The sequence below is a fragment of the Mesorhizobium sp. M1348 genome (assembly GCF_040317925.1).
In the GTDB taxonomy this organism is placed as follows: domain Bacteria; phylum Pseudomonadota; class Alphaproteobacteria; order Rhizobiales; family Rhizobiaceae; genus Mesorhizobium.
In genome coordinates, this window is record NZ_JAMYLH010000007.1 from 167,960 (window position 1) to 192,740 (window position 24,781).

Genomic DNA, 24,781 nt, shown 5'->3' on the forward strand with positions numbered 1-24,781 from the left:
TTCGGACTCAGGCAATCAGAAAGTTATCTGACAGGCATTCCACAGAAGTAATACAAATTGAAAATCGCGGCCTCATGTTTCAAAACCAGGATGGTTTCGAAGCCGTCGGGTCGCTCACGGTCCTCAAAGCGAGAATTCTAAGAGACGTTCAACAATGACCCAGCACGCAGAAAACGCTCGAATTCTCATGTACAGCCACGACACGTTCGGGCTCGGCCATTTGCAGCGCTGCCGGACTATCGCGCATTCGCTGGTCGAGGATTTCCGCGGACTTCAGGTGCTTATCATTTCGGGTGCGACTATCGCTGGCGCCTTCGACTACCGCGCCCGTGTCGACTTCGTGAAGATCCCCAGCGTCATCAAGCTGCGCAACGGCGAATACACCTCGCTGGAAAAGGACATCGATCTGCATGAGACGCTAAGGATGCGTCAGTCGATCATCCGCCATACAGCTGAGACCTTCCGGCCGGATATCTTCATCGTCGACAAGGAACCGCTCGGCCTGCGCGGTGAGATTGAGGACACGCTGTCCTACCTCAAGACGCGGGGCACTACTCTGGTGCTTGGCCTGCGCGAGGTGATGGATGCGCCGCATCTGCTCGAAGCAGAGTGGGCACGCAAGGATGTGATGCGCAAGATAGGCCTCTTCTACGACAAGGTCTGGGCCTATGGCCCGCCGGATTTCTACGATCCGTTGACCGGCTTGGATGTGCCGCCGGCTGTCAGGGCAAAGATGAGGTTCGTCGGTTTCTTGCAACGGAGCCTGCAGCGGAACGAGTTGCCCGGCCACCGGCCAGAGGGCGACTATATCCTCGTTACCACCGGTGGCGGCGGTGACGGCGCCGAACTGATCCACGACGTCATCGATGCCTATCAGCAGGATCCGCAATTGCAGCATAGAGCCCTGATCGTGCTTGGGCCTTACATGCCGGCGCGCAAGCGCAACAAGCTGCTCAAGAAGGGGTCCAAGATCCCCTACATCAAGATCATCGAGTTCGACAACCGCATGGAAGACCTGATTGCCGGCGCCAAGGCGGTAGTGGCGATGGGCGGCTACAACACCTATTGCGAGATACTGTCTTTCGACAAGCCGGCGCTGATCGTGCCGCGCGTCGAGCCCCGCCAGGAACAATTGATCCGCGCTCGGCGCGCAGCCGAACTCGGCCTCATCGAGATGCTTTTGCCGGAGGAAGCCAAGGATTCCCAGCGGTTTGCCGATGCACTGGTGGCGCTGCCGGACCGGCCCCACCCATCACAGAGCAATCCGCATCTGACGCTGGAAGGGCTGCCTCATATTTCCGAAATCGTCGCGGAACTGCTCGACCGGCGGGCCGGCCATCACCTTTCGGTCATTGAAGGAATGACCTGAGTTGCAACATCGCAAGATCGTCGTGGTTCTGAAGGGCTATCCGCGGCTGTCCGAAACCTTCATCGCGCAGGAACTCCTTGGTCTTGAGCGTGCGGGGTTCGACCTGATACTCGTCGCGCTCAGGCGGCCGACCGATGAAAAACGCCACCCTGTGCATGACGAGATCAAAGCGCCCGTCCATTATCTGCCAGAATATCTGCATGAAGAGCCGCTGCGCGTGCTTCGCTCGCTGTTTGCCTATCTGCTGCGGCCGGGCTTCTGGCGCGCGCTCGGATCGCTGGCTGCCGATATGCCCCGCGACTTTACGCGCAATCGCGCGCGCCGCTTCGGGCAAGCGCTCGTGCTGGCGGCCGAGTGGCCGGAAGACGCGGGCTGGCTGCATGCACATTTCGCGCACACACCGGCATCGGTGACGCGCTATGCCAGCCAGCTTCGTGGCCTGCCCTGGAGCTGCTCGGCCCATGCCAAGGACATCTGGACTTCGGCCGACTGGGATCTGGCTGGGAAGCTTTCCTCGGCGCGCTGGACGGTCACTTGCACGAAAACCGGCTTTGACCGTCTGAAAAAACTCGCTAACGGCAACTCGTCTGTGCATCTGAGCTATCATGGGCTCGACCTTGATCGCTTCGGCAGTTTCAGCGAGGCGCGAAAGCAGCATGACGGCTCGGCGCCGGACGAACCCGTTATCGTTCTGAGTGTCGGGCGCGCCGTTGAAAAGAAAGGTTACGACACGTTGCTGGAGGCCCTTGCCCTCTTGCCCGGTGATTTGGCGTGGCGTTTCGAGCATATCGGCGGCGGCGAGGAACTGGAACGGTTCAAGGCGCTGGCGCAAAAGCTCGGCCTGGATGGTCGAGTCTCTTGGAAAGGCGCGCTTGCGCAGGAGGAGGTGCTTGAGCACTACCGCCGCGCCGACATCTTCGCCCTGGCCTGCAGGATCACTGCAAATGGCGACCGGGACGGTCTGCCGAATGTTCTGGTGGAGGCGGCTAGCCAGCGGCTTGCCTGCGTGTCGACCGATATTTCCGGCGTGCCGGAGCTTTTATCGCCGGATGAAACCGGGCTGCTGGTTCCGACGGAAAACCCAATTGCCCTGGCACAGGCGCTGGAGCGCCTGATCCGTGATCCCGTGCTGCGCGACCGCCTCGGCGACGCCGCAGAGCGGCGCGTGCGCGGCAATTTCGATCATATGGCAAGCATTGGACAGCTCAAGGAACTGTTCGAGCGGGAGTGGCGGGCCGCCGAATGAAGCGGCTGCGCGCTTTCTTCTATGTCCAGCACCTGCTCGGTATCGGCCATCTCGCGCGCGCCAGCCGCATTGCGGCGGCTCTGGTCGATGACGGGTTTGACGTAACCGTCGTGACCGGCGGAGCGCCGATCGCCGGGTTTCCGGGACCCGGTGTAAAATCTGTAACCCTGCCACCTGTCACCTCCGGTGATGAAGGATTTTCCGGACTTGTCGACCTGCAAGGCAAACCCATCGACGATGATTTCAAGAAATGGCGTTCAGAGATGCTGCTGCAGGCATTCCGGGATTGCAGGCCTGATATCGTCATTGTCGAGGCGTTTCCATTTGGACGCCGGCAGATGCGTTTCGAACTCTTGCCGCTGATCGAGGCCATCGACGCGACGTCGCCCAGACCGCTGCTGGCGACGTCCGTCCGTGATATCCTTCAGGAGCGCGTCAAGCCGGGCCGAAACGAGGAAACGGTCGATCTCATCAACAGGCATTTCGACCTTGTTATGGTCCACGGCGATCCGGCTTTCGCAACCATCGACAAGACATTTCCACTGGCTGGGGCGATCAGGGCCGAGGTCACCTACACAGGGCTCGTTGCCGCGCCGCCCTCGCCCGCGGCCTCTGAGCGCTTCGACGTTCTGGTGTCGGTTGGCGGCGGGGCTGCCGGAAAGAGCCTTGTCAGCTCCGCCATCGCAGCGGCGCAGGATGCCAACAACGCTTGGAAATGGTGTTTGATCACCGGCCCAAACCTGCGGAAAGACGAGTTTGACGCGATCGCACGCGATGCCACGCCGGGCCTGTCCATCTTCCGGTTCCGCGAGGATTTCGCTAGCCTGCTGACCGGCGCGTGCCTGTCAGTCTCGCAGGCGGGTTACAACACGGTCTGCGATGTCCTGCGCGCGGGTTGTCGCTCCCTGCTGGTTCCATTCGCAGCCGGCGGGGAAACCGAACAGACGGTTCGCGCCCTGATGCTCGAAGAACTCGGTCTTGCAACGGTGCTGATGGAAAAGGACCTAACGCCTGAAGGTTTGGTGCAAGCGATCGAACAGGCGCTTGTAGGACCGACGCCATCTGCGCATCGTCTCGATCTGGAAGGCGCGCGTCGCTCCGCGCAAATCCTGCACGAGCGATATCGAACATGGTCCCTAAAAGTGGGGCCCGGTTTCGGAAAAGTTCATGATCAAACAGACGATAGATCCTAGAGCGGTTCATCGTTTCACGCAGAACCGCTGTATCTCTTTGTTTTGATGCAATTCCGGACGGAAAACCGTTTCACACTTTTCCTGGAATTGCTCTAACGCGCGTCGCGTCTGGTGAGATTCGTACGACGCGCTTCAAGTCCTGTTTTTATGCATGTCGTTGTCCCAAAACCGCTACGCACTTTTGGGCGAAATGCATTAAACAGTTCCAATCAGCATGAAGCGCGTATAGTTTTTTGTCGGCAGTTCGCCGGAGAACCGCACCTCCCGTAGCGCCGCCATTGCTTCGAAGGCTGCAAGTGAAGCCACGCAGTTGATGTGCGTCGGCTCGCTGAAATAATCGTTCGATTGCAGCAGTACATTCGTGCCCCGCGGAAGCAGAGCAAGCCAGGCGCGCAGATCGGCTATGTGTTCGCAGCTCGTATTGACCATCAGGTCGGACCGCCCGGCCGCATAGTCGAGTGCGTACATATCTGCCGTTAGCGCCCGGAACCGGTCGCCGGCTTCCCGGTTGAGGGTCCGGGCGACCGGCGCGACTTCGGGATCGATGTCGATGCTATCGATCGCCGCGATGTCGAAGCGGGCGTCGTTGAAAAGCATTGCCGGCAATACGCCGTACCATCCACCCAGAACCCATATGCGCCCGAACCGGCCGCCGCAGCTTTCGAACAGCCTGTCGAGCGCCCACATCTTGCAGGCGACCTGCTTGTGGTTGAAGGCGTTGGCGATATCGGCCTTCGGATGCTTGGTGACGACGCGCGCCAGCCCTGCCACGAGAGGGCAGTTGACATAAGCAGCAATTCCCCGCGTGAGGTCCAAGGCTTGCTCGTGCCAGTCCATACCGGCATTGCGTGGTTGCGTGACATCCATCATATTTGTCTTGTATGTTGGGATTTCGGGCGACACAACGCAATCTTGCCTCCCGCAAGACTGTTTGATTCCGCGGACGTGATTATGCTGCAAGCCGCTTGGCTATTGCCCGGTGCCGGAGAGAGCCTGTTGCATCTGTCCGGATCATCGGCGTCCATCCACCAGCACCAGCCGCGCAGCTGCGGCCTCGTGCTGCTCAGCTATTCGCCAAAACCCTGCCGAAGCCGCGAACCGTTTGGCCAGCTGCTTTCTTCGCTGGTCAACAGTGCCCGTGTCGTTGTCATCGACCATGCGCCGGAACTGGATCGCGCCGCCTCGCGGGTCCCTTGCATCGTTGAGCGCAGGACAATGTCCGTGCACAGCAGCTTCGAACTTGTCGTTGGCGACGAAGAAATTGCCGATACGCCATTCGCCAGCAGGTGCTTTTACATCCTGCATCCTTTCAACTGAAGGGTCCGCAGTCGCATATGGAACCCAGCCTAGCCCGCTATATCTGGACGCACACCAAGAAGCAGCAGCTCTGGATATTGATGATCGTCGTGCTTTCGATGATCCCGTATTTCATGTCCTTCGACCTACCGAAGCTGATCGTCAACGGCCCGATCCAAGGTAGGGGCTTCGAGCAACCGGGCGCGACCCAGCCATTCATGAGGCTACACTATAACCTGCCGTTCATTGGAGAGGTCCAGTTCTTCTCCGGTTTTCAGCTCGATCGCACGGAGACCCTGTTTGCCCTGAGCCTCGTGTTCCTCTTGCTAGTCGTCATCAACGGCCTGTTCAAATTCTACATCAACACCTACAAGGGCCGCCTCGGCGAACGCATGCTGCGACGTATCCGCTTCGATCTGGTCGACCGTGTGCTGCGTTTTCCGCCGGTTTACTTCAAGCGGGTGAAGTCCGCCGAAGTGGCGACCATGGTGAAGGACGAGGTGGAGCCGCTGGGCGGCTTCATCGGCGACGCCTTCCTGCAGCCGGTACTGCTCGGCGGCCAGGCGCTGACGGCCATGCTGTTCATCATGATCCAGAACGTCTGGCTCGGAATGATAGCGGTCGTGATCGTGGTGATCCAGATCGTGCTCATCCCGCGAATGCGGCGGCGGCTGATCGTGCTCGGGCGCCAACGGCAGTTGACGGCGCGCGCGCTTTCGGGCCGGGTTGGCGAAATCGTCGACGGCATCGGCGCGGTTCACGTCCACGATACATCAAACTACGAGCGCGCCGACATAGCTGCCCGGCTCGGGCTCATCTTCAAGATCCGCTTCGATCTTTACCAATGGAAATTCATGGTGAAGTTCCTCAACAATTTTCTCGCGCAGCTCACGCCCTTTCTGTTCTACATGATCGGCGGGTATCTGGTCATCCAGGGGCGGCTGGACGTCGGCCAGCTCGTGGCCGTGATCGGCGCCTACAAGGACCTGCCCGGACCGATGAAGGAACTGATCGACTGGGATCAGGATCGGCAGGATGTCCAGGTCAAATATCAACAGGTCGTTGAACAGTTCACCGTCGAGGGTCTCATCGCGCCGAAAATCGGGGCATTGACGATCGACGATCCCGATCCGATGACCAGCCCCCTGTCGGCGATCAATCTGTCCATAGCAGACGATGGCGGTGCAATGCTCCTCAACCGTATCTCCCTCCAGGTCAAGCCGGGTGAGACGGTGGCGCTGGTCAGTACCGCAACAGGTGGAGCGGAGGCGCTTGCAGAAGCCTTCGCGCGGCTGAACTGGCCGGACAGCGGAAGGGTCGCTTCGGGCACCGACGACCTGCTTGAACTCCCCGAAGCAGTAACCGGCCGGCGCATGTCGTATGCCTCTTCGGATGTTTTCCTGTTCCAGGCAAGCCTCCGCGACAACCTGCTCTACGGGTTGAAGCATGCGCCGCTGACATCGGTGCCTTATGACGGTGCTGCGGCAGACCAGCACCGCTGGAACATCCACGAGGCGCGCCGGTCGGGCAATCCGGATCTTGATATCCACAGCGACTGGATCAACTATGCTTCCGCTGGCGCTACCGGCCCGCACGACCTCTTTGAAGCCGTGCGCCGGGTGCTCGACGCGGTTGTTCTGTCGCGCGACATTCTGGATCTTGGCTTGCGCTCTTCGGCCGACCTCACGCGTCACACGGAGCTTGCCAGGCGGATCGTCGAACTGCGTGCGGCGCTGCGAACCCGGCTGGAACAAGAGGGGCTGAGCGGACTGGTGGTTCCTTTCGAACCGGGCGCCTACAACAAGGAAGCAACGATCGGCCAAAACCTGCTCTTCGGCGCTGCCGCCGGCCCCGAACTGGCCGACAGGGCCCTGGCGGCCAATCCCTATTTTGCTTCTGTGCTGAGGCAAGCCGGCCTCGACCGCACGCTCTACGAAATGGGCTTGGAGATCGCCAAACAGGCGATCGAGCTGTTTGCCGACCTGCCGCCCGATCACCAGTTCTTCCAGCAGCTCGCCTTCATGAGCGCCGAGGAGATACCCGCCTACGAAACCTTGCTGCAACGGCTCAAGAACCGTCCTCACGAGGCGGTTTCGGAGAACGATCGCGCCATGATCGTCACCTTGAGCTTTGCCTACATCGAGCCCCGGCACCGCTTCGGCCTGCTGAGCGACGAGCTGATGAGCAAGATCGTCGCTGCACGCAGCCGGTTCTATGAAAACCTGCCGCCCGAACTGCACAATGCGGTCGAACGGTATGATCCTGCCAAATACATTGCCGCGGCCACCGTCATGGATAACGTCCTGTTCGGGCGTGTGGGCAACAACCATCCCGACGCGCCGGACCGCATACGCTCCATCGTCTATGACATTCTTGACGAACTGGGGCTTTATGCCGAACTTCTGGATGTCGGCCTGGACTTCAACGTCGGCTCCGGCGGCAGGCGGCTGACCGGTGGACAGCGACAGAAGCTCGATGTTGCCCGGGCCCTGCTCAAGCGTCCCGATTTTCTCATTCTCAACCGGCCGCTGTCGGCGCTCGACCAGCGCATGCAGGATAAGGTGCTGCGAAATGTGCTGGAGGAAGCCAGGTGCGACGGCCATTCGCCGGCAATTGTGTGGGTCGTGACGAATCCGGCAATGGCGATGATGTTCGATCGCGTTATCGTCTTCGACTCGGGTCAATTGGCGGAAGACGGAACACACGAGACACTTTTGGCAGGGAACGGTATCTTCAAGGAACTGCTGTCATAGAGCAACGGACATTCAGATGGGATCATTCTGCCGGTGCACGACATCGGGCTCGCCACCTTTCGCGTGGTTTGTCTCGCCATCCCGAAAAGAGAATTGATTCCATCTGGGCGTCCGTTGCTCTAGTCTGGCAAACGCGAATTTTGGGAAGGTTTGCGACAATGCTGCTCAAGGATGAAGTTGGAATGCTGCAACGCATTCCCTTGTTCTCTGCCATCGAGCCGACAAAGCTCAAGCTGCTTGCGTTCACATCCGATCGTGTCAGCTACAGCGCCGGCCAGATCCTTTTCCGGCAGGGCGATGAGGGAGACGCCGCCTATGTCATCCTTTCAGGCAGGGCGGATATTCTGGTCGATTCCGACAGCGGGCCGATAAAAGTTGCCGAACTGGAGCCAAATTCGATTGTTGGCGAGATCGCCATATTGTGCAACAGCTCCCGCACTGCCACCGTCAGAGCGGCAAGTCCGCTGGAAGTCTTGAGAATCCGCAAGGATCATTTCCTGAGGCTTATGAGGGAGTTCCCGGAAATGACCATCGAGATATTGCGGGTTCTTGCCGATCGCCTAAGCCATACGACCGCGGATCTGATCGACGCACGAAGTGCCAAATAACGAAGACGTGCGCTCGATCCTCGTCGTCGTGATGGCACTGTCCTCTTGCTGAGAAGGTCACCCGGAGAAAGCCTGTCTCGCGTAGCAGCAGTTGTTTGGCTAAGATGGGCGAAGGGGTAGCATGGTCGACGACGTTTTCCTGGTCAGGTTTTGGGGTGTCCGCGGCAGCATTTCGGTATCAGGGCCAGAATTCTCTCGCTATGGCGGCAACTCAATCTGCATTGAGATGCGATGCGGTAAGCATACGCTTCTGTTCGACGCAGGCTCTGGCCTACGGCCTGCCGGCGGGGCGCTTCAGGCGTTGGGCGTGACCGATTTCGACCTGCTGTTCACCCATTGCCATTACGATCACATCATCGGGCTGCCGTCTTTTGCGCCGATCTATGACCCGGGCGTCAAGGTTACGCTTTGGTCCGGGCATCTTGCAGGACACATGACGACCCGGCAGATGGTCGATGAGTTCATGCGGCCGCCGTGGTTTCCGGTGAAACTGGAGATCTGCAAGGCAAGCCTCGACTATCGCGATTTCGTATCCGGAGACGTGCTTCGCCCGCGCGAAGGGGTGGTGGTCCGAACCGGCAGTCTTATCCATCCGGGCGGTTGCATAGGCTACCGGGTCGAATGGGGCGGCCGCGTCGTGGCGGTGATCACAGACACTGAGCACGAGCCGGACAAACTCGATCAGGCGGTGCTCGGCCTGATCGAAGATGCCGACCTCGTCATTTACGATTGCACCTACACCGAGGAGGAAATGGAACGCCGCCGCGGTTACGGGCACTCGACATGGCAACAGGGCGTCAAGCTCTGTGAGGCGGCCGGTGCGCGCGGGCTTGCGCTGTTTCACCACGATCCGACACGCACCGACAAGGAACTGGACAAGATCGAGAAACTGGCCAAGGACAGGTTTACCGGCGCTTTTGCCGCGCGGGATGGCCAGACGCTCAAACTTCCAGTCTCATTGCGCAAAAAGCGCTGAGCTATTTTCCTCTAGAGCGCTTCACCGTTTCACAGAAACGGCGAAGCGCTCTATCTCTTTGTTTTGACGCAATTCCGGACGGAAAACCGTTCACACTTTTCCTGGAATTGCTCTACCGGCGCTGCGCCCGATCAATGTCCTGATCGGAAGCCATGCGCAGGCTTCAGTCTGTACGGTGACGGTGAACAGCCGTTCGAGGAAAAGCCAGGCCGATTCATCATGTACGAGATGATGGGTGAGCAGGCCGACCGGTTCGCCGCCATCGAATGCATGCTGCAATTGCGCGATGATAGCCTGAACCAATAGGCCGTGATCGCGGCAGCCGCGCGTGCCATGCCAATCCATGATGTCGACATTGCTGTTGATGACCGCCAGTGAAGCCCGCCTCGGCGGCCCATAGACCGACAATGCCGCAAATCCTATCGATCCAAGGTCGGATACCAAGCCGGCGTCGATCCTGTTCCAGGGTGGCACCAGCATCGGCACGGCACGTGCGCCGTGCAGGCCGGTTACGTGCGACAGCCCGCGAGCCAGATCATCGAGCACCGCCTCGCGTGGCCGATGCGCGCCGAGCTCCTGCTTTTTCTGGCCCTCGGGCGCATGATTTCGGTGCGCCCAGCCATGGATGGCGACCGTGGCATGCGGCGCCTCGTCAAGCCGAACGACAAGCTTCTCGTCGGTCAGGGCGGGAATGACGGCCAGAGTCACCGGAACCGCGAATTTACCGGTGAGGTCGAGCAGCCGATCAAGCGCAGGCGTCGGATCCACGGCGTCATCGTCGCGCAGCCAGAACTCTGCCTTACGGTCCGCCCGTTGCCGGCTCGCCAGTTCCTCCACCAAGGGTTGCCAGATCTGGTCGGATGTCATGAAACCGGGATCTTCGCGAGAAGTTCGGCCAGACGCGCCGCCGCAGCACCGAGAGAACGTTCTACGAGGATGAAACGTCTGGCTTCTGTGGCCATGATGGATCTTTCGTCGTTACGGGCCAGAAGCCTTTCAATGGCAGAAGCGAACGCCGCCACATCGCCCGGCGGGGTGAGAAACCCGGCCTGGCCATCCCGCACGACCTCCGGCACGCCGGCGATGTCCTGAGCCACAACCGGAAGGCCGGCGGCCTGTGCTTCAAGATAGGCAACGCCAAAGGCCTCGCCGAAACCCGGCCAGACGTAAATTCCCCCACTGTAGAGGACATCCGGCACGGCGGCTGGCTCAATCGCGCCAAGCCATTCGATACGGTCGGCGGGCAAGCCGGCGAATTGCGCTTTGACCTCTTCGCGGGCAGGTCCGTCCCCGACGACCGACATGGTCCAGGGCAGGTGACCGATCGAACCGAGCGCTTGCGCCAGCATGCGATAGCTTTCGACTTTGTCGCCCGGGCGCATCATGGCGACGGTAACGAGGCGCGTCGGACAACCCCGTGCCGGCGTTTCCCGGAATACCGATGTGTCGATGAAGGGCGAAAGCATGCCGAAAGCGGCGTCGGGTATCGCATCTGCCAGTCCCTGACGATCCCTTTGCGTGAAGCAGATGTTCAGCGCCGCCTGTTCGACGGCTCGCGCCACCAACGCTTGCGTATCGGCCCACAAACCGGTGTTGCGCCGCCTCGAATATGAGGCTTCCGCTGTCACATAGGGGACACCAAAGGCCAACGCCAGCTCGGGCCCGATCAGGTCGGGCGCCTTGTAATAGGGATGATAGGTGAACCACAGATCGGGCTTGCCGTCACGATCCCAAAGCCTTGCCAGCCGCGCGGCTTCCTCCCGGGCCTCGATCTTGAGCGCATCGAAACTTTTCGAATCCGGTTCGCGTAGATAGAAGCGTAATTCGGATGCCAGTTCGACGCTATGCCCTCCATGCTCCAGCGCCTTGACCAGCATCCGTGCCATCTGGCGGTCGCCGGAGGCAACGGGATGGTTGGGTGACTTTAGCGGCGCGTAGAAAGCAATTCGCATCGCCGGACCGTATCATCGGAAAGCCTGCGCAAGTCAATTTCGAAGCATGATCGACTTCACCTTCAAGCAGTGGAATGTGCTATCTGATGCTCATGGAAACAGTTGCCGCGTCCGATCCGTTTGTCGCTTCCCTGCCGGTCTTCGCAAAGTTCGAAAGCGTTGCCGATATCGATAACTATCGGCCTCTCCCCGATAACTGGGCGCTGGCCACCGCCGACATCGTCGGCTCGACCAAGGCGATCGAGGCGGGGCGCTATAAAACCGTCAATATGGCCGGCGCCAGCGTCATTTCGGCGCTGCTCAATGCGCTGGGTAGGCAAGATCTTCCCTTTGTCTTCGGCGGCGACGGCGCGCTCGTGGCGTTTCCCGGCTCGGCGCTGGAGATCACCCGCAACGCGCTGGCGGCTGTCCAGAGATGGGTGGCGGACGAACTGGATCTGACCTTGCGTGCCGCAATCGTGCCGATAAAGGATATAAGAGCGCAAGGCCTCGACGTTCGCGTGGCGAGGTTCCAGGCCTCCGATGCGGTCTTCTATGCCATGTTCGCCGGCGGTGGCGGCAGTTGGGCGGAAGCCGAGATGAAAGCGGGGCGCTACCGCATCGATCCTGCGCCGGCCGGCACGCGGCCGGATCTGACCGGCCTCTCGTGCCGCTGGAACCCGATCGAAGCCCGGCATGGCGAAATCGTCTCGATCATAGCCATACCGGGGGCGTCGCGCGACTTGCGCGGTTTTCAGTTTCTGGTTTCCGACATCATCGCCCTTGCCGGCAGGCAGGAACGCGATGGCCACCCGGTGCCGGTGAACGGGCCGGACTACAGTGTGCTGCCCGCCGGCCTCGATATCGAGGCGCGTGCCACGGCGCCGGCAGGACGGCGGTGGCTGTCGAAGCTGTGGATAGTGTTCCTGATGACGCTTACGGCCGTCACCGATAGATATGGCTGGACGATCGGCAGATTCGATCCGAAGATCTACAAACGCGACGTGGCCAGCAATTCGGATTTCCGGAAGTTCGACGACGGCTTGAAGATGACCATCGACGTTGACGCGGATGTGTTGCGACGGATCGAGAACCGGCTGAAGCAGGCGGAAGAGGCGGGCATCTGCAACTATGGCCTGCACCGCCAGAAATCGGCCTTGATGACATGCCTCGTCGCCTCGCCGCTGCAGCGCGATCACGTTCATTTCATCGATGGCGCCGCCGGCGGCTATGCGATGGCTGCCGCAAGCCTGAAGGCGAAGGTGCCGGTCTGACGGCTTGCGGACATCGATTTTCCGCAATATGCCTCGGGGTTCTTGGGACCGGTGAGCCTCGCCATGGGCGCGGACAGCCTGTCCGAATTGACGGGAAGCAGATTTTTGGACGCCTCACGATCGACATATGACCGTCTTCTGAACCGGATTTCGACGCGTGCCGCGCAAGTCGGCGTGATCGGACTGGGCTATGTCGGGCTGCCGCTGGCGGTTGCGATCGCACGCGCCGGCTTCCCGGTTTCCGGCTTCGACGTCGAAGCCCAGAAGGTCGAGAGCCTGAACAACGGCCAATCCTATATCGAGGCGGTGACGTCGACAGCCCTTGCCGGCCAGGTGGCGAGCGGACGGTTCCGCGCCACTGCGGATTTTGCCGAACTGGCCGTCTGCGATGTCATCATCATCTGCGTTCCGACACCGCTGACGAAACACCGCGAGCCGGACCTCTCCTTTGTCAGGAACACGGCAGGCACCATCGCGAAGCATTTACGTCTCGGCCAGCTGATCGTGCTGGAATCGACTACCTATCCTGGCACCACCGACGACGTGATCAAGCCCATCTTGGAAAAAACGGGCTTGCGGTCGAAGATAGACTTCTTCCTCGGCTTCTCGCCCGAACGCGAGGATCCCGGCAACCGCAGCTTTGAAGTCGCGACGATTCCCAAGGTCGTGGCAGGTGACGGCATCGAAGCGGCGACGCTCGTGCAGGCTTTCTACCAGGGCGTGGTCAAGACCGTCGTTCCGGTTTCCACCACGGCGACCGCCGAGGCGGTCAAGCTGACGGAAAACATCTTCCGCTCGGTCAACATAGCCCTCGTCAACGAGTTGAAGGTCTTGCTCGGTGCGATGGGAATCGACATCTGGGAGGTGATCGAGGCGGCAAAGACCAAGCCCTTCGGCTACATGCCTTTCTATCCTGGCCCTGGACTTGGCGGGCACTGCGTTCCGATCGATCCCTTCTACCTGACGTGGAAGGCGCGCGAATACGAACTGCCGACCCGCTTCATCGAGCTGGCGGCAGAGATCAACACGGCTATGCCGCGTCATGTGGTCGACGAACTGGCGAAGGCGCTGGACCAGCGCTGCGGCAAGGCGCTCAGCCGCTCGCGCATTCTCATCATCGGGCTCGCCTATAAGAAGAATGTGCCCGACATCCGCGAAAGCCCCTCATTGCGGCTCATTGAACTCATCGAGGAATGGGGCGGCAAGGCGGAATTCCACGATCCGCATGTTACCGAAATCCCGACCACACGGGAGCATATGGCGATCAAGGGGCGTCGCTCGGTCGAATTGACCGACGTGGCCTTGAAGGATTTCGACGCTGTCGTCGTTGCAACCGACCACGACGCGATCGACTATCAGGCGATCGCGGATCACGCTCTACTGATTGTCGACACACGCAATATTTTTGGCCGCCTCGGGCTAGCCCGAGAGACGGTGGTGAAGGCCTGACGGCGTCCGAGCCGGCGAATTTGTGGCGAATCAAGGAGATTTCGAGATAGCATGAGCACAGCGCAAGCAGAAATTTCTGCCATTCTCATGGACAAGGTTGCCGATTGGCTGACCCAATCGGCGTTGGCCGGCGACGACCTGGAGACACTGGTAAAGGGCTTTTGTGAACGGCTGGCTGCTGCCGGCCTGCCGTTGAAGCGGGTGCATTTGAGCTTTTCGATGCTCCATCCGCTTTATGACGCGCTTGGCTTCACCTGGCTCCGCGGCCAGGGCCTGGAAGTGGAAGGCTTCCGCCATGAGGACGGCGTTCCTTCCGACAGATTCCTGACCAGCCCATACTACCATCTGCTCAGCCACAAGCTCGACCATCTGCGGCGCCGGCTCGACCCGTCGGTGCCGTCGGAATTTCCTGTTTTCGATGACCTCAAGCTTATGGGCGTCACCGATTACATGGCTTTCGTCCATCCCTTCAGCGGCAACACCAGTCAGGGCATGATCGGGTCTTGGTCCACCGACAGTGCTGCAGGCTTCAGCGACAACATGATTTCGGCGCTGCTGCGGATCCAGAACCATCTCGCTATCGCAACCAAGATGGCGGTGCTCACCAAGCTTGCCGACAACATGATGACCACTTATCTCGGCGGCGACGCCGGCAGGCGGGTGCTGGACGGCCAGATCAAGCGCGGCGAGGGCGACACAATCCGGGCTGCACTGGTCATGGCCGATATGCGCGGGTCGACAAGGCTTGCCGAAACCTCCGGCCGCGAAATCTATATCGATACGCTGAACCAGTTTTTCGATGCCATTGCTGCACCTTTCAATCGCAGAGGCGGGCAGATCATGAGTTTCCTGGGGGATGGCTTCATTGCCGTCTACCCTTGCGAAAGGCACCGTGCGCAGTCCGAGATCGCCTGCCGGGCTGCCCTTGCGGCAGCGCACAAGGCCACCGCGCGCATGATGGATCTCAATCTGCGCAGAAAGGAGCAGCGGTTGGGCGACATTAAATTCGGTATCGGCCTGCATGTCGGCAATGTGATGTTCGGCAATGTCGGGCTTACCGACCGGCTCACATTCTCTGCCTTCGGCTCGGCTGTAAACGAGGTCCAGCGCCTTCAGACCCTGACCAAGAAATATTCGCACAGCGTTCTCGCCAGCGAAGATTTCGCCGGCTATTGCAGCGCCAATAGCTGGCTGACGCTCGGCAAGGAGGAACTGGCGGGCACCAAGAAGAAGCTGACGGTGCTTTCACCCGATTTGTCGGGTGCTCTCGCACTCGATGAAGACGGTGCGCTGGAGCCGATTTACGACCGAATATCGGACGCCGAGCAGGTCATGCTGCTTCATCGCGATGCCGCGCGGCTGTCGGCGGGCGACCCGAGGAAGCTCCAGTAACCGCCACGATCTGATCCGAACGCGTTTGGTATGCAGTCCGGTCGCCGGTTCCGCCAGGGAACTGGCGACTGTTCGAATCCAAGTTGCTCTAGGCTGGCAATGCGGTAGTCTCGCCTTCTGGACCTGCCAGAGTGGGGGCTGGTGTGAGAATGAATTTGGGCGTTGATCTGCTGCGAATCGAGGATGTTGGCATCTCTTTTGCCATTATAGGGGGACCGTTGCATGCCGTCAGGCGTGCAAATCTTCGCGTCCTGCCCGGCAAGGTTACCGCGCTTGTGGGCGAGTCCGGTTCCGGAAAATCGGTTCTCAGCCAGGCAGTGATGGGCATTTTGCCGAACACAGCCCATGTTCGCGGCCGTATCCTGTTTTCCGATCCTGAAAAGCCCGGCACGACGCAGGATATCCTGCAGATGCCGCGTGACGGACCCGAAATCCGGGCGTTGAGAGGCAGCCGCATCGGCAAAATATTTCAGGAGCCGATGACATCACTGTCGCCGCTGCATACGATCGGCAATCAGGTGAGCGAATCCCTGCAGATTCATACGCCCATGGCTCGGGTGAAGCGCAAGGCGCGGACCGAGGAAATGCTCGGACTTGTCGGCTTTCCCAACCCCAAGCGCGCCTATGACATGTATCCCTTTGAACTTTCGGGAGGATTGCGTCAACGCGCAATGATCGCCATGGCGCTTATCTGCCGGCCCGCCCTGTTGATCGCCGACGAGCCGACGACGGCGTTGGACGTCACCATCCAGGCGCAAATCCTGCAATTGCTGCGCGAGCTTCAGACGAAGCTGAACATGGCGATGCTGCTGATCACACACGACCTTGGCGTAGTCGCCAATGTCGCCGACGAGGTCGTGGTCATGTACCATGGCGAGATCATGGAAGCGGGACCTGTGGAGGCGATATTCCGCCGGCCAGGCCACCCTTACCTGAAGGGCCTGATGGCAGCCGTTCCGCATTTCGACCTGAAGCCCGGCGAAAGGCTAAAGGCGCTCCGCGAGGTGCCGGTGAATGTCGGGAACCTGCTCGGCAAGCAGACGGCGCCGGCATCGAAGGGGCCGGACGACCTCCTGCTGTCGGTCAGGGATCTGACAAAGACCTTCACGATCCGCAAGTCCGGATGGTTCGGCGGAGATCATCAAACCTCTGTTCGCGCCGTGGACGGCGTGAGCTTTGATATCAGGCGGGGTGAGTGCCTGGGTCTTGTCGGCGAAAGCGGCTCCGGCAAAACCACCGTCAGCAAGATCCTCATGCGGGCTGTCACCCCTAGCGGCGGCTCTGTGATCTTCAACGGCCGGGATGGTCCGATCGACGTCTTGGAAGCCGAGGGAGACGCGCTGCGCCTGTTGCGCGCGAAAATCCAGATGGTCTTTCAGGATCCGGTTTCGTCGCTTTCACCTCGCATGACGGTGGAGAACATCTTGAGCGAGCCGCTGGAAATCCATCAACGCGGCAATGCCGCGTCCCGACTCGCCACGGTCAAGAGCCTGATGGAGGCAATCGGGCTCGATCCGCGCTTCATCAAGCGTTATCCGCACAGTTTCTCCGGCGGGCAGCGTCAGCGTATCGGCATCGCGCGCGCGTTGGCGCTGGGGCCTGAACTCCTGATCTGCGACGAGCCGGTTTCGGCGCTCGATGTCTCTGTCCAGGCGCAGATCCTAAACCTCCTGAAGGACCTGCAGAAGGAGCTGGGCCTGACCTACCTGTTCATATCCCACAACCTGGCGGTGGTGGACTACATGGCAGACCGCATCGCGGTGATGTGCGGCGGGCGTATCGTCGAGCTCGCGCCGCGCGAAATTCTGCTTAGGAAACCTATCCACCCCTACACGCGCTCACTGGTCGCCGCAGTACCTTTCCCCGATCTCGACAGGCCGATGGATTTCAAGACGCTGAAACTCAGCGGCGCTTCCGACACCAGCGCATGGGGGCCGCAATTCCGCGACGAGGGCGACGAGGATATGCTGTCGCCGCTCGATCTTGGCGGCGGCCACCTCGTGCTGGCCCGACGTTCGGCCGATGTCAGCGAGCTACGCCATTGATCAGCCGGCGCACCGTCCTTGGACTCATGGCTTCGGCATTTCTGCCGGGCACGTTGCACGCCGGCGATTTGGAGCCGGAATTTCTTGAGCCGCAGCTGAAGGCCAGAGCGCTGCCGGCACTCGCCGAACGCCTGCCCAAGCGCCCGCGCGCGTTGAATCTCGCTGCGATGGGCCGGCAGCCCGGCCAATATGGCGGCACGCTGCGCACGATCATCGGCAGCCAGAAAGATATCCGGATGATGACGATCTACGGGTACGCTCGCCTGGTCGGCTATGACGAAAAGCTTAACCTGCAAGCCGACATTCTCGAAAGTTTCGATGTAGCGGATGATCGTGTATTCACTTTCAAGATACGAGAAGGACATAAATGGTCTGACGGTAGCCTGCTGACGTCGGAGGATTTTCGCTATTGCTGGGAAGATGTCTGGCTGAACGATGAGCTTTCGCAAGGCGGGCTCGCCCCGGCCCTGCTGGCGGACGGCAAGCCGCCACGCTTCGAGATCGTCGATCCGTTGACGGTCCGCTATAGTTGGGATGCGCCCAATCCCGACTTCCTGCCCAAGCTCGCCGCTGCTTCGCCCCTATCGCTTGTTCTGCCAGCCGCCTATCTCAAGCAGTTCCACAAGAAATACCAGGATCCATTCCGGCTCGCCGGCCTAATGAAGGAGAACCGGGCCCAGAAATGGACGCTCTTGCATATCCGCATGTCGCGGCAGTATCGCCCGGAGAACCCGGAACTGCCGACGCTCGATCCCTGGCAGAACCGGACCAAGCCGCCGGCTGAGCAGTTCGTCTTCGAGCGGAACCCGTTCTTTCATCGAATAGACGAGAATGGCCGGCAACTGCCCTATGTTGACCGGATTGTCATGAATGTCAGCTCGTCGGCGATCATTTCCGCCAAGACCGGTGCGGGCGAGAGCGACCTGCAAGCCATGGGAATTGACTTCAGCGATTACTCCTTCCTGAAGGATACGGAGAAGCGCTACCCGGTGAAGATGCATCTCTGGAAACGCACACAGGGTTCGCGGCTGGCGCTGCTGCCCAATCTGAATTGTGCCGACCAGGTGTGGCGTGGCCTTTTTCGTGACGTGCGGGTGCGCCGCGCACTTTCGCTCGCTGTGGACAGGCGCGAGATCAATTTGGCTGTGTTCTACGGATTAGCGCAGGAAAGTGCCGATACGGTCCTGCCTGAGAGCCCGCTCTACCGGCCGGAATTCGCGAAAGCCTGGGTCGCCCATGATCCCGACCAGGCCAATGCCCTGCTCGACGAGGTCGGGCTTCAGGCGCGTGACGATGACGGCCTGCGGATACTTCCCGACGGACGCTCGGCGCAGCTGGTAGTGGAAACGGCCGGCGAAAGCACGCTGGAAACCGACGCGCTCGAGCTCATCACCGATCACTGGCGCAAGATCGGCATCGCCCTGTTCATCCGGACTTCGCAGCGCGACATCTTCCGCAGCCGCGCGCTTGGTGGCCAGATCATGATGTCGATGTGGTCGGGCATCGACAATGGTGTGCCGACCGCCGACATGAACCCGTACCAACTGGCCCCCACCGTCGACGACCAGCTGCAATGGCCGCTCTGGGGTGCTCACTACTTGTCCCGTGGCAAGGTCGGTGAAGCGCCCGATCTTCCGCCTGTGGTCGAGTTGATGGCTTTGCTCAAGCGCTGGAACGCATCGACCGAAGCCACGGAGCGCGCCGAAATCTGGAATTCAATGCTGTCGATCTATACCGATCAGGTGTTTTCGATCGGCACGGTGAACGGGACGCATCAGCCGATTCTGGCATCCTCGCGGCTGCGCAATCTGCCTGACAAGGCGCTCTACGGCTACGACCCGACCGCCTATTTCGGTGTCTACATGCCGGATACATTCTGGCTTGGAGAGTCCTGAGCGTGCTTCGATATTTTGTCTGGCGCATCGCCGTGATGGTTCCAACGCTGCTGGTCATATCGGCACTGGTGTTCACGATCATCGAACTTCCCCCAGGCGACTATTTCGACAGCTATGTTGCCGAGCTTCGGGCTCAGGGCGAAGCGGTGGATTCCGATCGCATCGAGATGATGCGCAAGGAATATGGTTTCGACAAGCCACCGGTCATTCGCTACTTCTACTGGGTCGGCGGGATGCTGCACGGCGATTTCGGCTATTCCTTCGAATATGAGCTGCCGGTTCGCGACGTCGTCGGGGACCGAATGTGGCTGACGGTGCTGGTTTCCTTCGTCACGATCATCTTCACCTGGCTCATCGCCTTTCCGATCGGCATGTACTCCGCCACGCATCAATACAGCTGGGGCGACTACGGCCTGACTTTCTTCGGCCTTCTCGGCCTTGCCATTCCGAACTTCATGCTGGCGCTGATCCTGATGTATTTCGCCAACATCTGGTTCGGCACGTCCATCGGCCATCTCATGGACCAGCAATATCTCGGCGAGCCGATGAGCTGGGCCAAGGCGAAGTCGATCCTCGCCCATCTCTGGATCCCGGTCTTGATCATCGGCACCGGGGGCACGGCAAGCATGATCCGGCGGCTGCGCGCCAATCTGCTCGATGAGCTACATAAGCAATATGTCGTGACCGCGCGCGCCAAAGGCCTTCATCCCTTCAGGGCGCTGGTCAAATATCCGCTGCGCATGGCGCTCAATTTCTTCATTTCAGACATCGGCTCTATCCTGCCCGCCATCATCTCCGGCGCCGAAATCACGGCGATCGTGCTGTCTTTGGAAACGACCGGGCCGATGCTGATCAAGGCGCTCCAAAGCCAGGACATGTATCTGGCAGGGTCGTTCCTGATGTTTCTCGCCTTCCTGACGGTCATCGGCGTCCTGATTTCCGACCTGGCGCTGGCGCTACTTGATCCGCGAATTCGTTTGCAAGGCGGCAGCACCAAATGAACACGCAATCGCCGCTGCCCGCTCCGGGTGCCCCACTGCAACACTACGTTTCCATCGAGCCCTTTGACCTGCAGTCCGTCGAGGCGATGACGCCGGAGCAGGAGAAGGTCTTTCAGGCGTCGCAGTTGCGGCTGATGTGGTGGAAATTCCGTCGGCACCGGCTTGCCCTTGTATCCGGCATATTCCTGGCAGCGCTCTATTTCGGGATACTGATCTGCGAGTTCCTGGCGCCCTACGATCTGCACACGCGCAACATGGACTACATCTATTCGCCGCCGCAGCGGGTGCACCTGTTCCACAACGGCCAGTTCGTCGGGCCGTTCGTCTATGGCCGCCAGATGAGGCTGGATATGGACACGCTCAAGCGGAACTACATCGAGAGACAGGATGATGTTCAGCGGATCCGTTTCTTCTGCAAGGGCGACAGTTACCGGTTCTGGGGCCTGATCGAAGGTGACAGGCATTTTGTCTGCCCCGCCGAAAACGGCCAGCTCTTTCTAGCCGGCACTGACAGGCTGGGGCGCGATGTGCTCTCGCGCATCATCTATGGCGCACGCATTTCACTGACAATCGGCCTCGTCGGCATCAGTTTCAGCTTCCTGCTCGGCATTGTCATCGGCGGACTGGCCGGCTATCACGGCGGTATCTTCGACCTGATCGTTCAACGGATAATCGAAGTTCTGCAATCGATCCCCAGCATTCCGCTATGGCTGGCTCTGGCGGCGATCATGCCGATAACCTGGAGTCCGATCCTGATCTATTTCGGCATCACCGTCATCCTCGGGCTGCTCGACTGGACCGGACTGGCGCGGGCCGTGCGTTCAAAGCTTCTAGCCTTGCGCGAGGAGGATTACGTTCTGGCCGCGCAGTTGATGGGCGCCAGAAGCAGCCGCATCATCGGGCGGCATCTCATTCCCGGCTTCATGTCGCATCTGATCGCGACGGCGACGATCTCCATACCCGGCATGATCCTGGGCGAGACGGCGCTGAGCTTCCTCGGGCTCGGCCTGAGGGCACCGATAACCAGCTGGGGCATCCTGCTCACCGAGGCGCGCAGCGTCAGCGTGATCGCGTTCTATCCATGGCTGCTTTTGCCGATGCTCCCCGTCGTTCTCGTCATCTTGGCGTTCAACTTCCTCGGCGACGGCTTGCGGGACGCCGCGGACCCGTACAAGTGACATCGCTATTCCGCCGCGCCAGTGCCGCCGACTCCACCCGGTACGATCCTTGTCGGCAGCCTGTTCGCTTGTTGCAGTGTTCATCGTTCGCCTCTACACGCGGCAAGACTCGATCGGGGTTTAACACGTCGGCCTCCGGTTTCAGCCGCGAAACGCTCTGGTCGGGGGCATTTGATTTCGTGGACTGGTTCAGGACATACAATCGCACATGAGTCGCCTCGACAGTTTCATCCGGAGGATGACCGCACAGCGCGACATACTCGATCATGTCTGCGCCGAGGTGGCGAAGATGGAGGGACCCGTGCTCGAGCTCGGCCTCGGCAATGGCCGGACGTTCCACCATCTGCGGGAGCGCCTGCCCGGGCGCCGGATCGTAGCGTTCGACCGCGCACTTGCCGCACACGCCAGCTCAATTCCTGAAGCTGAAAACCTCGTGCTCGGCGAAATACGCGAGACCGCGAGCAGGTTCATTGGCATCGACGCCGCTCTTGTTCATGCCGACATCGGCACTGGCTATGAAGATCGCGATGCAGTGACCCTTACCTGGCTTCCCGATCTGACCGCGCGCCTGCTTCGCGTCGGCGGCATCGCGGTCAGCGGCATGCCGCTCGATCACCCGCAGTTGCAACGCCTCCCGCTGCCCCCTTCGGTGCCCGCCGATCGTTATTTTATCTGTAGGCGCGTGTGAGGGGCCGAGACGACCCAAATCTTCAGGGGCCAAGTCTTCAGGGGATCGTATAGACTGCTATCTCCCGCTCAATGCCGCGCAGCGAGACATCGTGGGGCACGGGCGTCAGCGCGTTCCTGCGCAACAGATCGGCGGTGAGATTGTCGTCGACCACCGCCCGAGTGGCGAAGATCGCCTGTGCGTTGGCAAGGTTCTGGACCCGCGAAGCAATGTTGACCGTCTGGCCGAAATAGTCCTGTCGCTCGTTCATAGATACGGCGATGCAGGGGCCGGCATGGACTCCGATCTTGAGCAGCAGATCCTCGCGCCCGCTCTTGTCGTTGAGCGTACGCATGGCATCGCGCATCCTGAGGGCCGCAGCAATCGCACGATCAGGCGTCGCGAAGGTCGCCATCACCGCATCACCGATCGTCTTCACCACGGCGCCTGCCTCCGCCGCGACGATCTCGTGCAGAACCTGGAAATGCTCGCGCACGAGATCGAAGGCTGAAAGGTCGCCCACCCGCTCGTAAAGCTCGGTCGATCCGCGCAGATCGGTGAACAGGAAGGTCAGGCTGGTGATTTTCAGGCGCTGATTGATGTCGAGCGTATCCGTGCGATAGAGATCGCGGAACGTCTGGTTGGTGAGCAGGCGCTTGGCGGTCAGGAAGGGCCGGCGTTTACCCAGGAAATCATGCAATACCTGGCCGGCGATGAAGACCGTCGGCAGCACGCGGGTGTCGGTCCTGTTCTCCAGCGAAATGCGCAACGGGCCGGGTTGCATCTCCAGCGTCTGGTTCTGGACATGGTCGCGATCGAAGACCAAAGAGAGGCTCCGGCGCTCCTTTGTTGGTTCGCCCTTCCCGTCGATGAACTGCGCTGAATGGGTGACCGGCTCGAAGACGATGATGAATTCAGACGGAAGCTGTATGGGCAGAACCGCCTTTTCACCGGGGGCAAGCTCGATATCCTCCAGCGAGAACGCTTCTATCTTTTTCGCGAAATCCTCTTCCGGCAGATCGACGCCGGACGCCCAGTAGATCTGGCGGAAATATTCCACCAACGGCAGTTCGTGTGGATTGTGGGCGGCAATCCTGCGCACGCGGGGACTGACGGTGAATGTCACCTCGACCATCTCGTCGAGGGTCGGCGAATAGCCCTCGGAGCACAGCGCGCAGGTGTATTCGTCCTTCTGCAGGGTTTTCAGCGTGGCGTTGGTGTCGAGCACGCCGCCACAGCCGGGGCACAGAACATTCCAGGAAATGTCGAAGATGCCCACCCGTGCCGCATGGAGAAAGGCGCTTATGGCGCGTTCCTCGTCGAGGCCATGCTTGCTGGCGAAGGCTGGCGCATTGATGCGGCAAAGTTCGCGGTCCTCGCCCTCCGCGATGGTTCGCTTGATCGCGTCGATCGCCTGTGGATCGACATCGGCCGATTGTCGCAGAAGCGAGAACAGATCCTGAGCTTCGTTCATCGTGCAGGCTCCGGAAAATGCGCCCCGAGGCGTTTTGACCCGACCGGTCTTTGGTCCGACTGCTCCATCTTACTTCGAAACGGACCGTACGGCCATTCGAATGGCTAAGCCTGGTGACCGTTCAATTCCATTCGGCGGATTTTAACCGGCCGCAAGCAGCACTATGATGCTCCATGGAGCATTCATCTTTGGGATTTTCTCCCATGCCGACATCCGACAACCCGCCATTTCCCGCGGCCCTGCGCCTTTTCTCTGTGGTGGTCATCATCGTCCTGATCGTAGGCGCCGGCCTGTTTTTCGTGCCTGTTCTGGTCAAACCGGGCTGGCCTTGGGCCGTCACGCCGTTCAATGCGCGCTTCCTCGGCGGCTTCTACACCGCCGAAATGGTCGTGATGGCGGCACTGCTGGTCTGGAATCGCTGGTCGCCCGGCAGGCTCGTGCTCGTCATGGCCTTCATCTTCACCGTCATCGTGTCGGTGGCTTCGTTCATCAATCTCGGCTATTTCAACTTCGAACGCAAAGCGCCCTGGCTGTGGTTTTTGGTCTATCTTGCTTCCGTCGCGGTATCCGGGCTGTTCCTGTGGCGGGCCAGGGCCCGTCCTTCTGCAAAAGGCGTGACCTTGAATCCCGCATGGCGCGGCTACATGCCGGCGGAATCCGCGATCCTTGGGCTGTATGGCGTCGGCCTGTTGCTGTTTCCCCTGACATTCAGTGGCATCTGGCCATGGCCGATCGATGCCTTCCACGCTCAGGTCTACAGCGCCATCTTCCTCACCGGTGCGGGCGGTACATATCTCGTCTGGAGAAGCGCCCCGCGCGAGGAACTGCTGGTGCTCGGGTTGGCGCAGTTTCTGGTTGGCCTGCTTGCCATCCTCGGCGTGGTCATCACCGACGCTGCGGTGCACCGCATCGACTGGACGGCGACCGGGACATTGTGCTGGCTCGCCCTTTTCGGCTGGATCGGCATCAGCGGCGTCTTCAAACTCTACACCGCCTCCCGGTATTTTAGCTCGCAATCGGCATCATAGGTTGCA

General features: G+C 60.3%; 20 protein-coding genes. 16 read left to right on the top strand and 4 right to left on the bottom strand.

Annotation, left to right across the window (positions count from 1 at the left end):
• Positions 1–154: 154 nt before the first annotated feature.
• Genes NKH13_RS15075 through NKH13_RS15085 form a run of 3 tightly spaced genes read left to right on the top strand, consistent with a single transcriptional unit; the run spans position 155 to position 3,808 of the window.
• Positions 155–1,369, top strand: coding sequence for a glycosyltransferase family protein (locus NKH13_RS15075; protein WP_352468839.1), 1,215 nt, complete (start codon positions 155–157; stop codon positions 1,367–1,369).
• A 1-nt stretch (position 1,370) separates the two neighbouring features.
• Positions 1,371–2,615: a glycosyltransferase gene (locus NKH13_RS15080; protein ID WP_352715326.1), complete on the top strand. Its 1,245-nt coding sequence runs from the start codon at positions 1,371–1,373 to the stop codon at positions 2,613–2,615.
• Positions 2,612–3,808, top strand: coding sequence for a glycosyltransferase family protein (locus NKH13_RS15085; RefSeq protein ID WP_352912890.1), 1,197 nt, complete (start codon positions 2,612–2,614; stop codon positions 3,806–3,808). Before NKH13_RS15080 ends, NKH13_RS15085 begins: the two co-directional genes overlap by 4 nt.
• 195 nt (positions 3,809–4,003) lie before the next feature.
• On the opposite strand, the gene NKH13_RS15090 is transcribed toward NKH13_RS15085, so the two are convergent.
• A complete protein-coding gene (locus NKH13_RS15090; RefSeq protein ID WP_352715836.1) occupies positions 4,004–4,675 on the bottom strand; it encodes a class I SAM-dependent methyltransferase in 672 nt (223 codons plus the stop codon).
• On the opposite strand from NKH13_RS15090, the gene NKH13_RS15095 reads away from it, so the two are divergent.
• From NKH13_RS15095 to NKH13_RS15110, 4 genes are all read left to right on the top strand, one after another.
• Positions 4,628–5,125 (top strand): hypothetical protein, encoded by a 498-nt coding sequence (locus NKH13_RS15095; RefSeq protein WP_352912932.1) that lies wholly within the window; start codon positions 4,628–4,630, stop codon positions 5,123–5,125. The two genes, NKH13_RS15090 and NKH13_RS15095, sit on opposite strands and share 48 nt — an antisense overlap.
• A 17-nt stretch (positions 5,126–5,142) precedes the next feature.
• Entirely contained in the window at positions 5,143–7,857 is a 2,715-nt protein-coding gene (locus NKH13_RS15100; RefSeq protein ID WP_352715332.1) for an ABC transporter transmembrane domain-containing protein, read from the top strand.
• A gap of 158 nt (positions 7,858–8,015) precedes the next feature.
• Positions 8,016–8,465, top strand: a complete 450-nt coding sequence (locus NKH13_RS15105; RefSeq protein ID WP_352468857.1) for a cyclic nucleotide-binding domain-containing protein — start codon at positions 8,016–8,018, stop codon at positions 8,463–8,465.
• Between the two features lie 121 nt (positions 8,466–8,586).
• The gene (locus NKH13_RS15110) at positions 8,587–9,441 is read left to right on the top strand and encodes an MBL fold metallo-hydrolase (protein ID WP_352912891.1); all 855 of its coding nucleotides are present in this window, start codon (positions 8,587–8,589) and stop codon (positions 9,439–9,441) included.
• A 90-nt stretch (positions 9,442–9,531) separates the two neighbouring features.
• On the opposite strand, the gene NKH13_RS15115 is transcribed toward NKH13_RS15110, so the two are convergent.
• Positions 9,532–10,308 carry a polysaccharide deacetylase family protein gene (locus tag NKH13_RS15115; protein WP_352715334.1) on the bottom strand — a complete coding sequence of 259 codons (777 nt, stop codon included), beginning with the start codon at positions 10,306–10,308 and terminating at the stop codon, positions 9,532–9,534.
• A complete protein-coding gene (locus tag NKH13_RS15120) occupies positions 10,305–11,393 on the bottom strand; it encodes a glycosyltransferase family 4 protein (RefSeq protein ID WP_352715336.1) in 1,089 nt (362 codons plus the stop codon). The genes NKH13_RS15115 and NKH13_RS15120 overlap by 4 nt, the downstream gene beginning before the upstream one ends.
• A gap of 92 nt (positions 11,394–11,485) precedes the next feature.
• Here NKH13_RS15120 and NKH13_RS15125 point away from each other — a divergent pair, with 92 nt between their 5' ends.
• The 8 genes from NKH13_RS15125 (at position 11,486) to NKH13_RS15160 (ending at position 22,294) form a co-directional block, all read left to right on the top strand.
• Complete coding sequence (locus NKH13_RS15125) at positions 11,486–12,646, top strand: DUF3095 domain-containing protein (RefSeq protein WP_352468858.1); 1,161 nt, start codon at positions 11,486–11,488, stop codon at positions 12,644–12,646.
• Between the two features lie 105 nt (positions 12,647–12,751).
• Positions 12,752–14,095: a nucleotide sugar dehydrogenase gene (locus tag NKH13_RS15130; RefSeq protein WP_352715337.1), complete on the top strand. Its 1,344-nt coding sequence runs from the start codon at positions 12,752–12,754 to the stop codon at positions 14,093–14,095.
• Positions 14,096–14,146: 51 nt separating this feature from the next.
• Positions 14,147–15,487 carry an adenylate/guanylate cyclase domain-containing protein gene (locus NKH13_RS15135; RefSeq protein WP_352715338.1) on the top strand — a complete coding sequence of 447 codons (1,341 nt, stop codon included), beginning with the start codon at positions 14,147–14,149 and terminating at the stop codon, positions 15,485–15,487.
• A 149-nt stretch (positions 15,488–15,636) separates the two neighbouring features.
• Positions 15,637–17,532 (top strand): ABC transporter ATP-binding protein, encoded by a 1,896-nt coding sequence (locus NKH13_RS15140; protein ID WP_352715340.1) that lies wholly within the window; start codon positions 15,637–15,639, stop codon positions 17,530–17,532.
• Positions 17,529–19,427 carry an ABC transporter substrate-binding protein gene (locus NKH13_RS15145; RefSeq protein ID WP_352715342.1) on the top strand — a complete coding sequence of 633 codons (1,899 nt, stop codon included), beginning with the start codon at positions 17,529–17,531 and terminating at the stop codon, positions 19,425–19,427. Before NKH13_RS15140 ends, NKH13_RS15145 begins: the two co-directional genes overlap by 4 nt.
• A gap of 2 nt (positions 19,428–19,429) precedes the next feature.
• Positions 19,430–20,428 carry an ABC transporter permease gene (locus NKH13_RS15150; RefSeq protein ID WP_352570080.1) on the top strand — a complete coding sequence of 333 codons (999 nt, stop codon included), beginning with the start codon at positions 19,430–19,432 and terminating at the stop codon, positions 20,426–20,428.
• Positions 20,425–21,606: an ABC transporter permease gene (locus NKH13_RS15155; protein ID WP_352715344.1), complete on the top strand. Its 1,182-nt coding sequence runs from the start codon at positions 20,425–20,427 to the stop codon at positions 21,604–21,606. The genes NKH13_RS15150 and NKH13_RS15155 overlap by 4 nt, the downstream gene beginning before the upstream one ends.
• Positions 21,607–21,814: 208 nt before the next feature.
• A complete protein-coding gene (locus NKH13_RS15160) occupies positions 21,815–22,294 on the top strand; it encodes a class I SAM-dependent methyltransferase (protein ID WP_352715347.1) in 480 nt (159 codons plus the stop codon).
• A gap of 37 nt (positions 22,295–22,331) precedes the next feature.
• On the opposite strand, the gene NKH13_RS15165 is transcribed toward NKH13_RS15160, so the two are convergent.
• Positions 22,332–23,747, bottom strand: coding sequence for an adenylate/guanylate cyclase domain-containing protein (locus NKH13_RS15165; protein WP_352715349.1), 1,416 nt, complete (start codon positions 23,745–23,747; stop codon positions 22,332–22,334).
• Positions 23,748–23,950: 203 nt separating this feature from the next.
• On the opposite strand from NKH13_RS15165, the gene NKH13_RS15170 reads away from it, so the two are divergent.
• The gene (locus tag NKH13_RS15170; RefSeq protein ID WP_352715350.1) at positions 23,951–24,775 is read left to right on the top strand and encodes a hypothetical protein; all 825 of its coding nucleotides are present in this window, start codon (positions 23,951–23,953) and stop codon (positions 24,773–24,775) included.
• Positions 24,776–24,781: the final 6 nt, after the last annotated feature.

What these genes read in the sequence shown, in the direction of transcription:
- NKH13_RS15075 (WP_352468839.1), top strand. Translation starts at nt 155, where the DNA reads ATGACCCAGCACGCAGAAAACGCTCGAATTCTCATGTACAGCCACGAC.
- NKH13_RS15085 (WP_352912890.1), top strand. Translation starts at nt 2,612, where the DNA reads ATGAAGCGGCTGCGCGCTTTCTTCTATGTCCAGCACCTGCTCGGTATC.
- NKH13_RS15090 (WP_352715836.1), bottom strand. Translation starts at nt 4,675, where the DNA reads ATGGATGTCACGCAACCACGCAATGCCGGTATGGACTGGCACGAGCAA.
- NKH13_RS15100 (WP_352715332.1), top strand. Translation starts at nt 5,143, where the DNA reads ATGGAACCCAGCCTAGCCCGCTATATCTGGACGCACACCAAGAAGCAG.
- NKH13_RS15105 (WP_352468857.1), top strand. Translation starts at nt 8,016, where the DNA reads ATGCTGCTCAAGGATGAAGTTGGAATGCTGCAACGCATTCCCTTGTTC.
- NKH13_RS15110 (WP_352912891.1), top strand. Translation starts at nt 8,587, where the DNA reads ATGGTCGACGACGTTTTCCTGGTCAGGTTTTGGGGTGTCCGCGGCAGC.
- NKH13_RS15115 (WP_352715334.1), bottom strand. Translation starts at nt 10,308, where the DNA reads ATGACATCCGACCAGATCTGGCAACCCTTGGTGGAGGAACTGGCGAGC.
- NKH13_RS15120 (WP_352715336.1), bottom strand. Translation starts at nt 11,393, where the DNA reads ATGCGAATTGCTTTCTACGCGCCGCTAAAGTCACCCAACCATCCCGTT.
- NKH13_RS15125 (WP_352468858.1), top strand. Translation starts at nt 11,486, where the DNA reads ATGGAAACAGTTGCCGCGTCCGATCCGTTTGTCGCTTCCCTGCCGGTC.
- NKH13_RS15135 (WP_352715338.1), top strand. Translation starts at nt 14,147, where the DNA reads ATGAGCACAGCGCAAGCAGAAATTTCTGCCATTCTCATGGACAAGGTT.
- NKH13_RS15140 (WP_352715340.1), top strand. Translation starts at nt 15,637, where the DNA reads ATGAATTTGGGCGTTGATCTGCTGCGAATCGAGGATGTTGGCATCTCT.
- NKH13_RS15155 (WP_352715344.1), top strand. Translation starts at nt 20,425, where the DNA reads ATGAACACGCAATCGCCGCTGCCCGCTCCGGGTGCCCCACTGCAACAC.
- NKH13_RS15160 (WP_352715347.1), top strand. Translation starts at nt 21,815, where the DNA reads ATGAGTCGCCTCGACAGTTTCATCCGGAGGATGACCGCACAGCGCGAC.
- NKH13_RS15165 (WP_352715349.1), bottom strand. Translation starts at nt 23,747, where the DNA reads ATGAACGAAGCTCAGGATCTGTTCTCGCTTCTGCGACAATCGGCCGAT.
- NKH13_RS15170 (WP_352715350.1), top strand. Translation starts at nt 23,951, where the DNA reads ATGCCGACATCCGACAACCCGCCATTTCCCGCGGCCCTGCGCCTTTTC.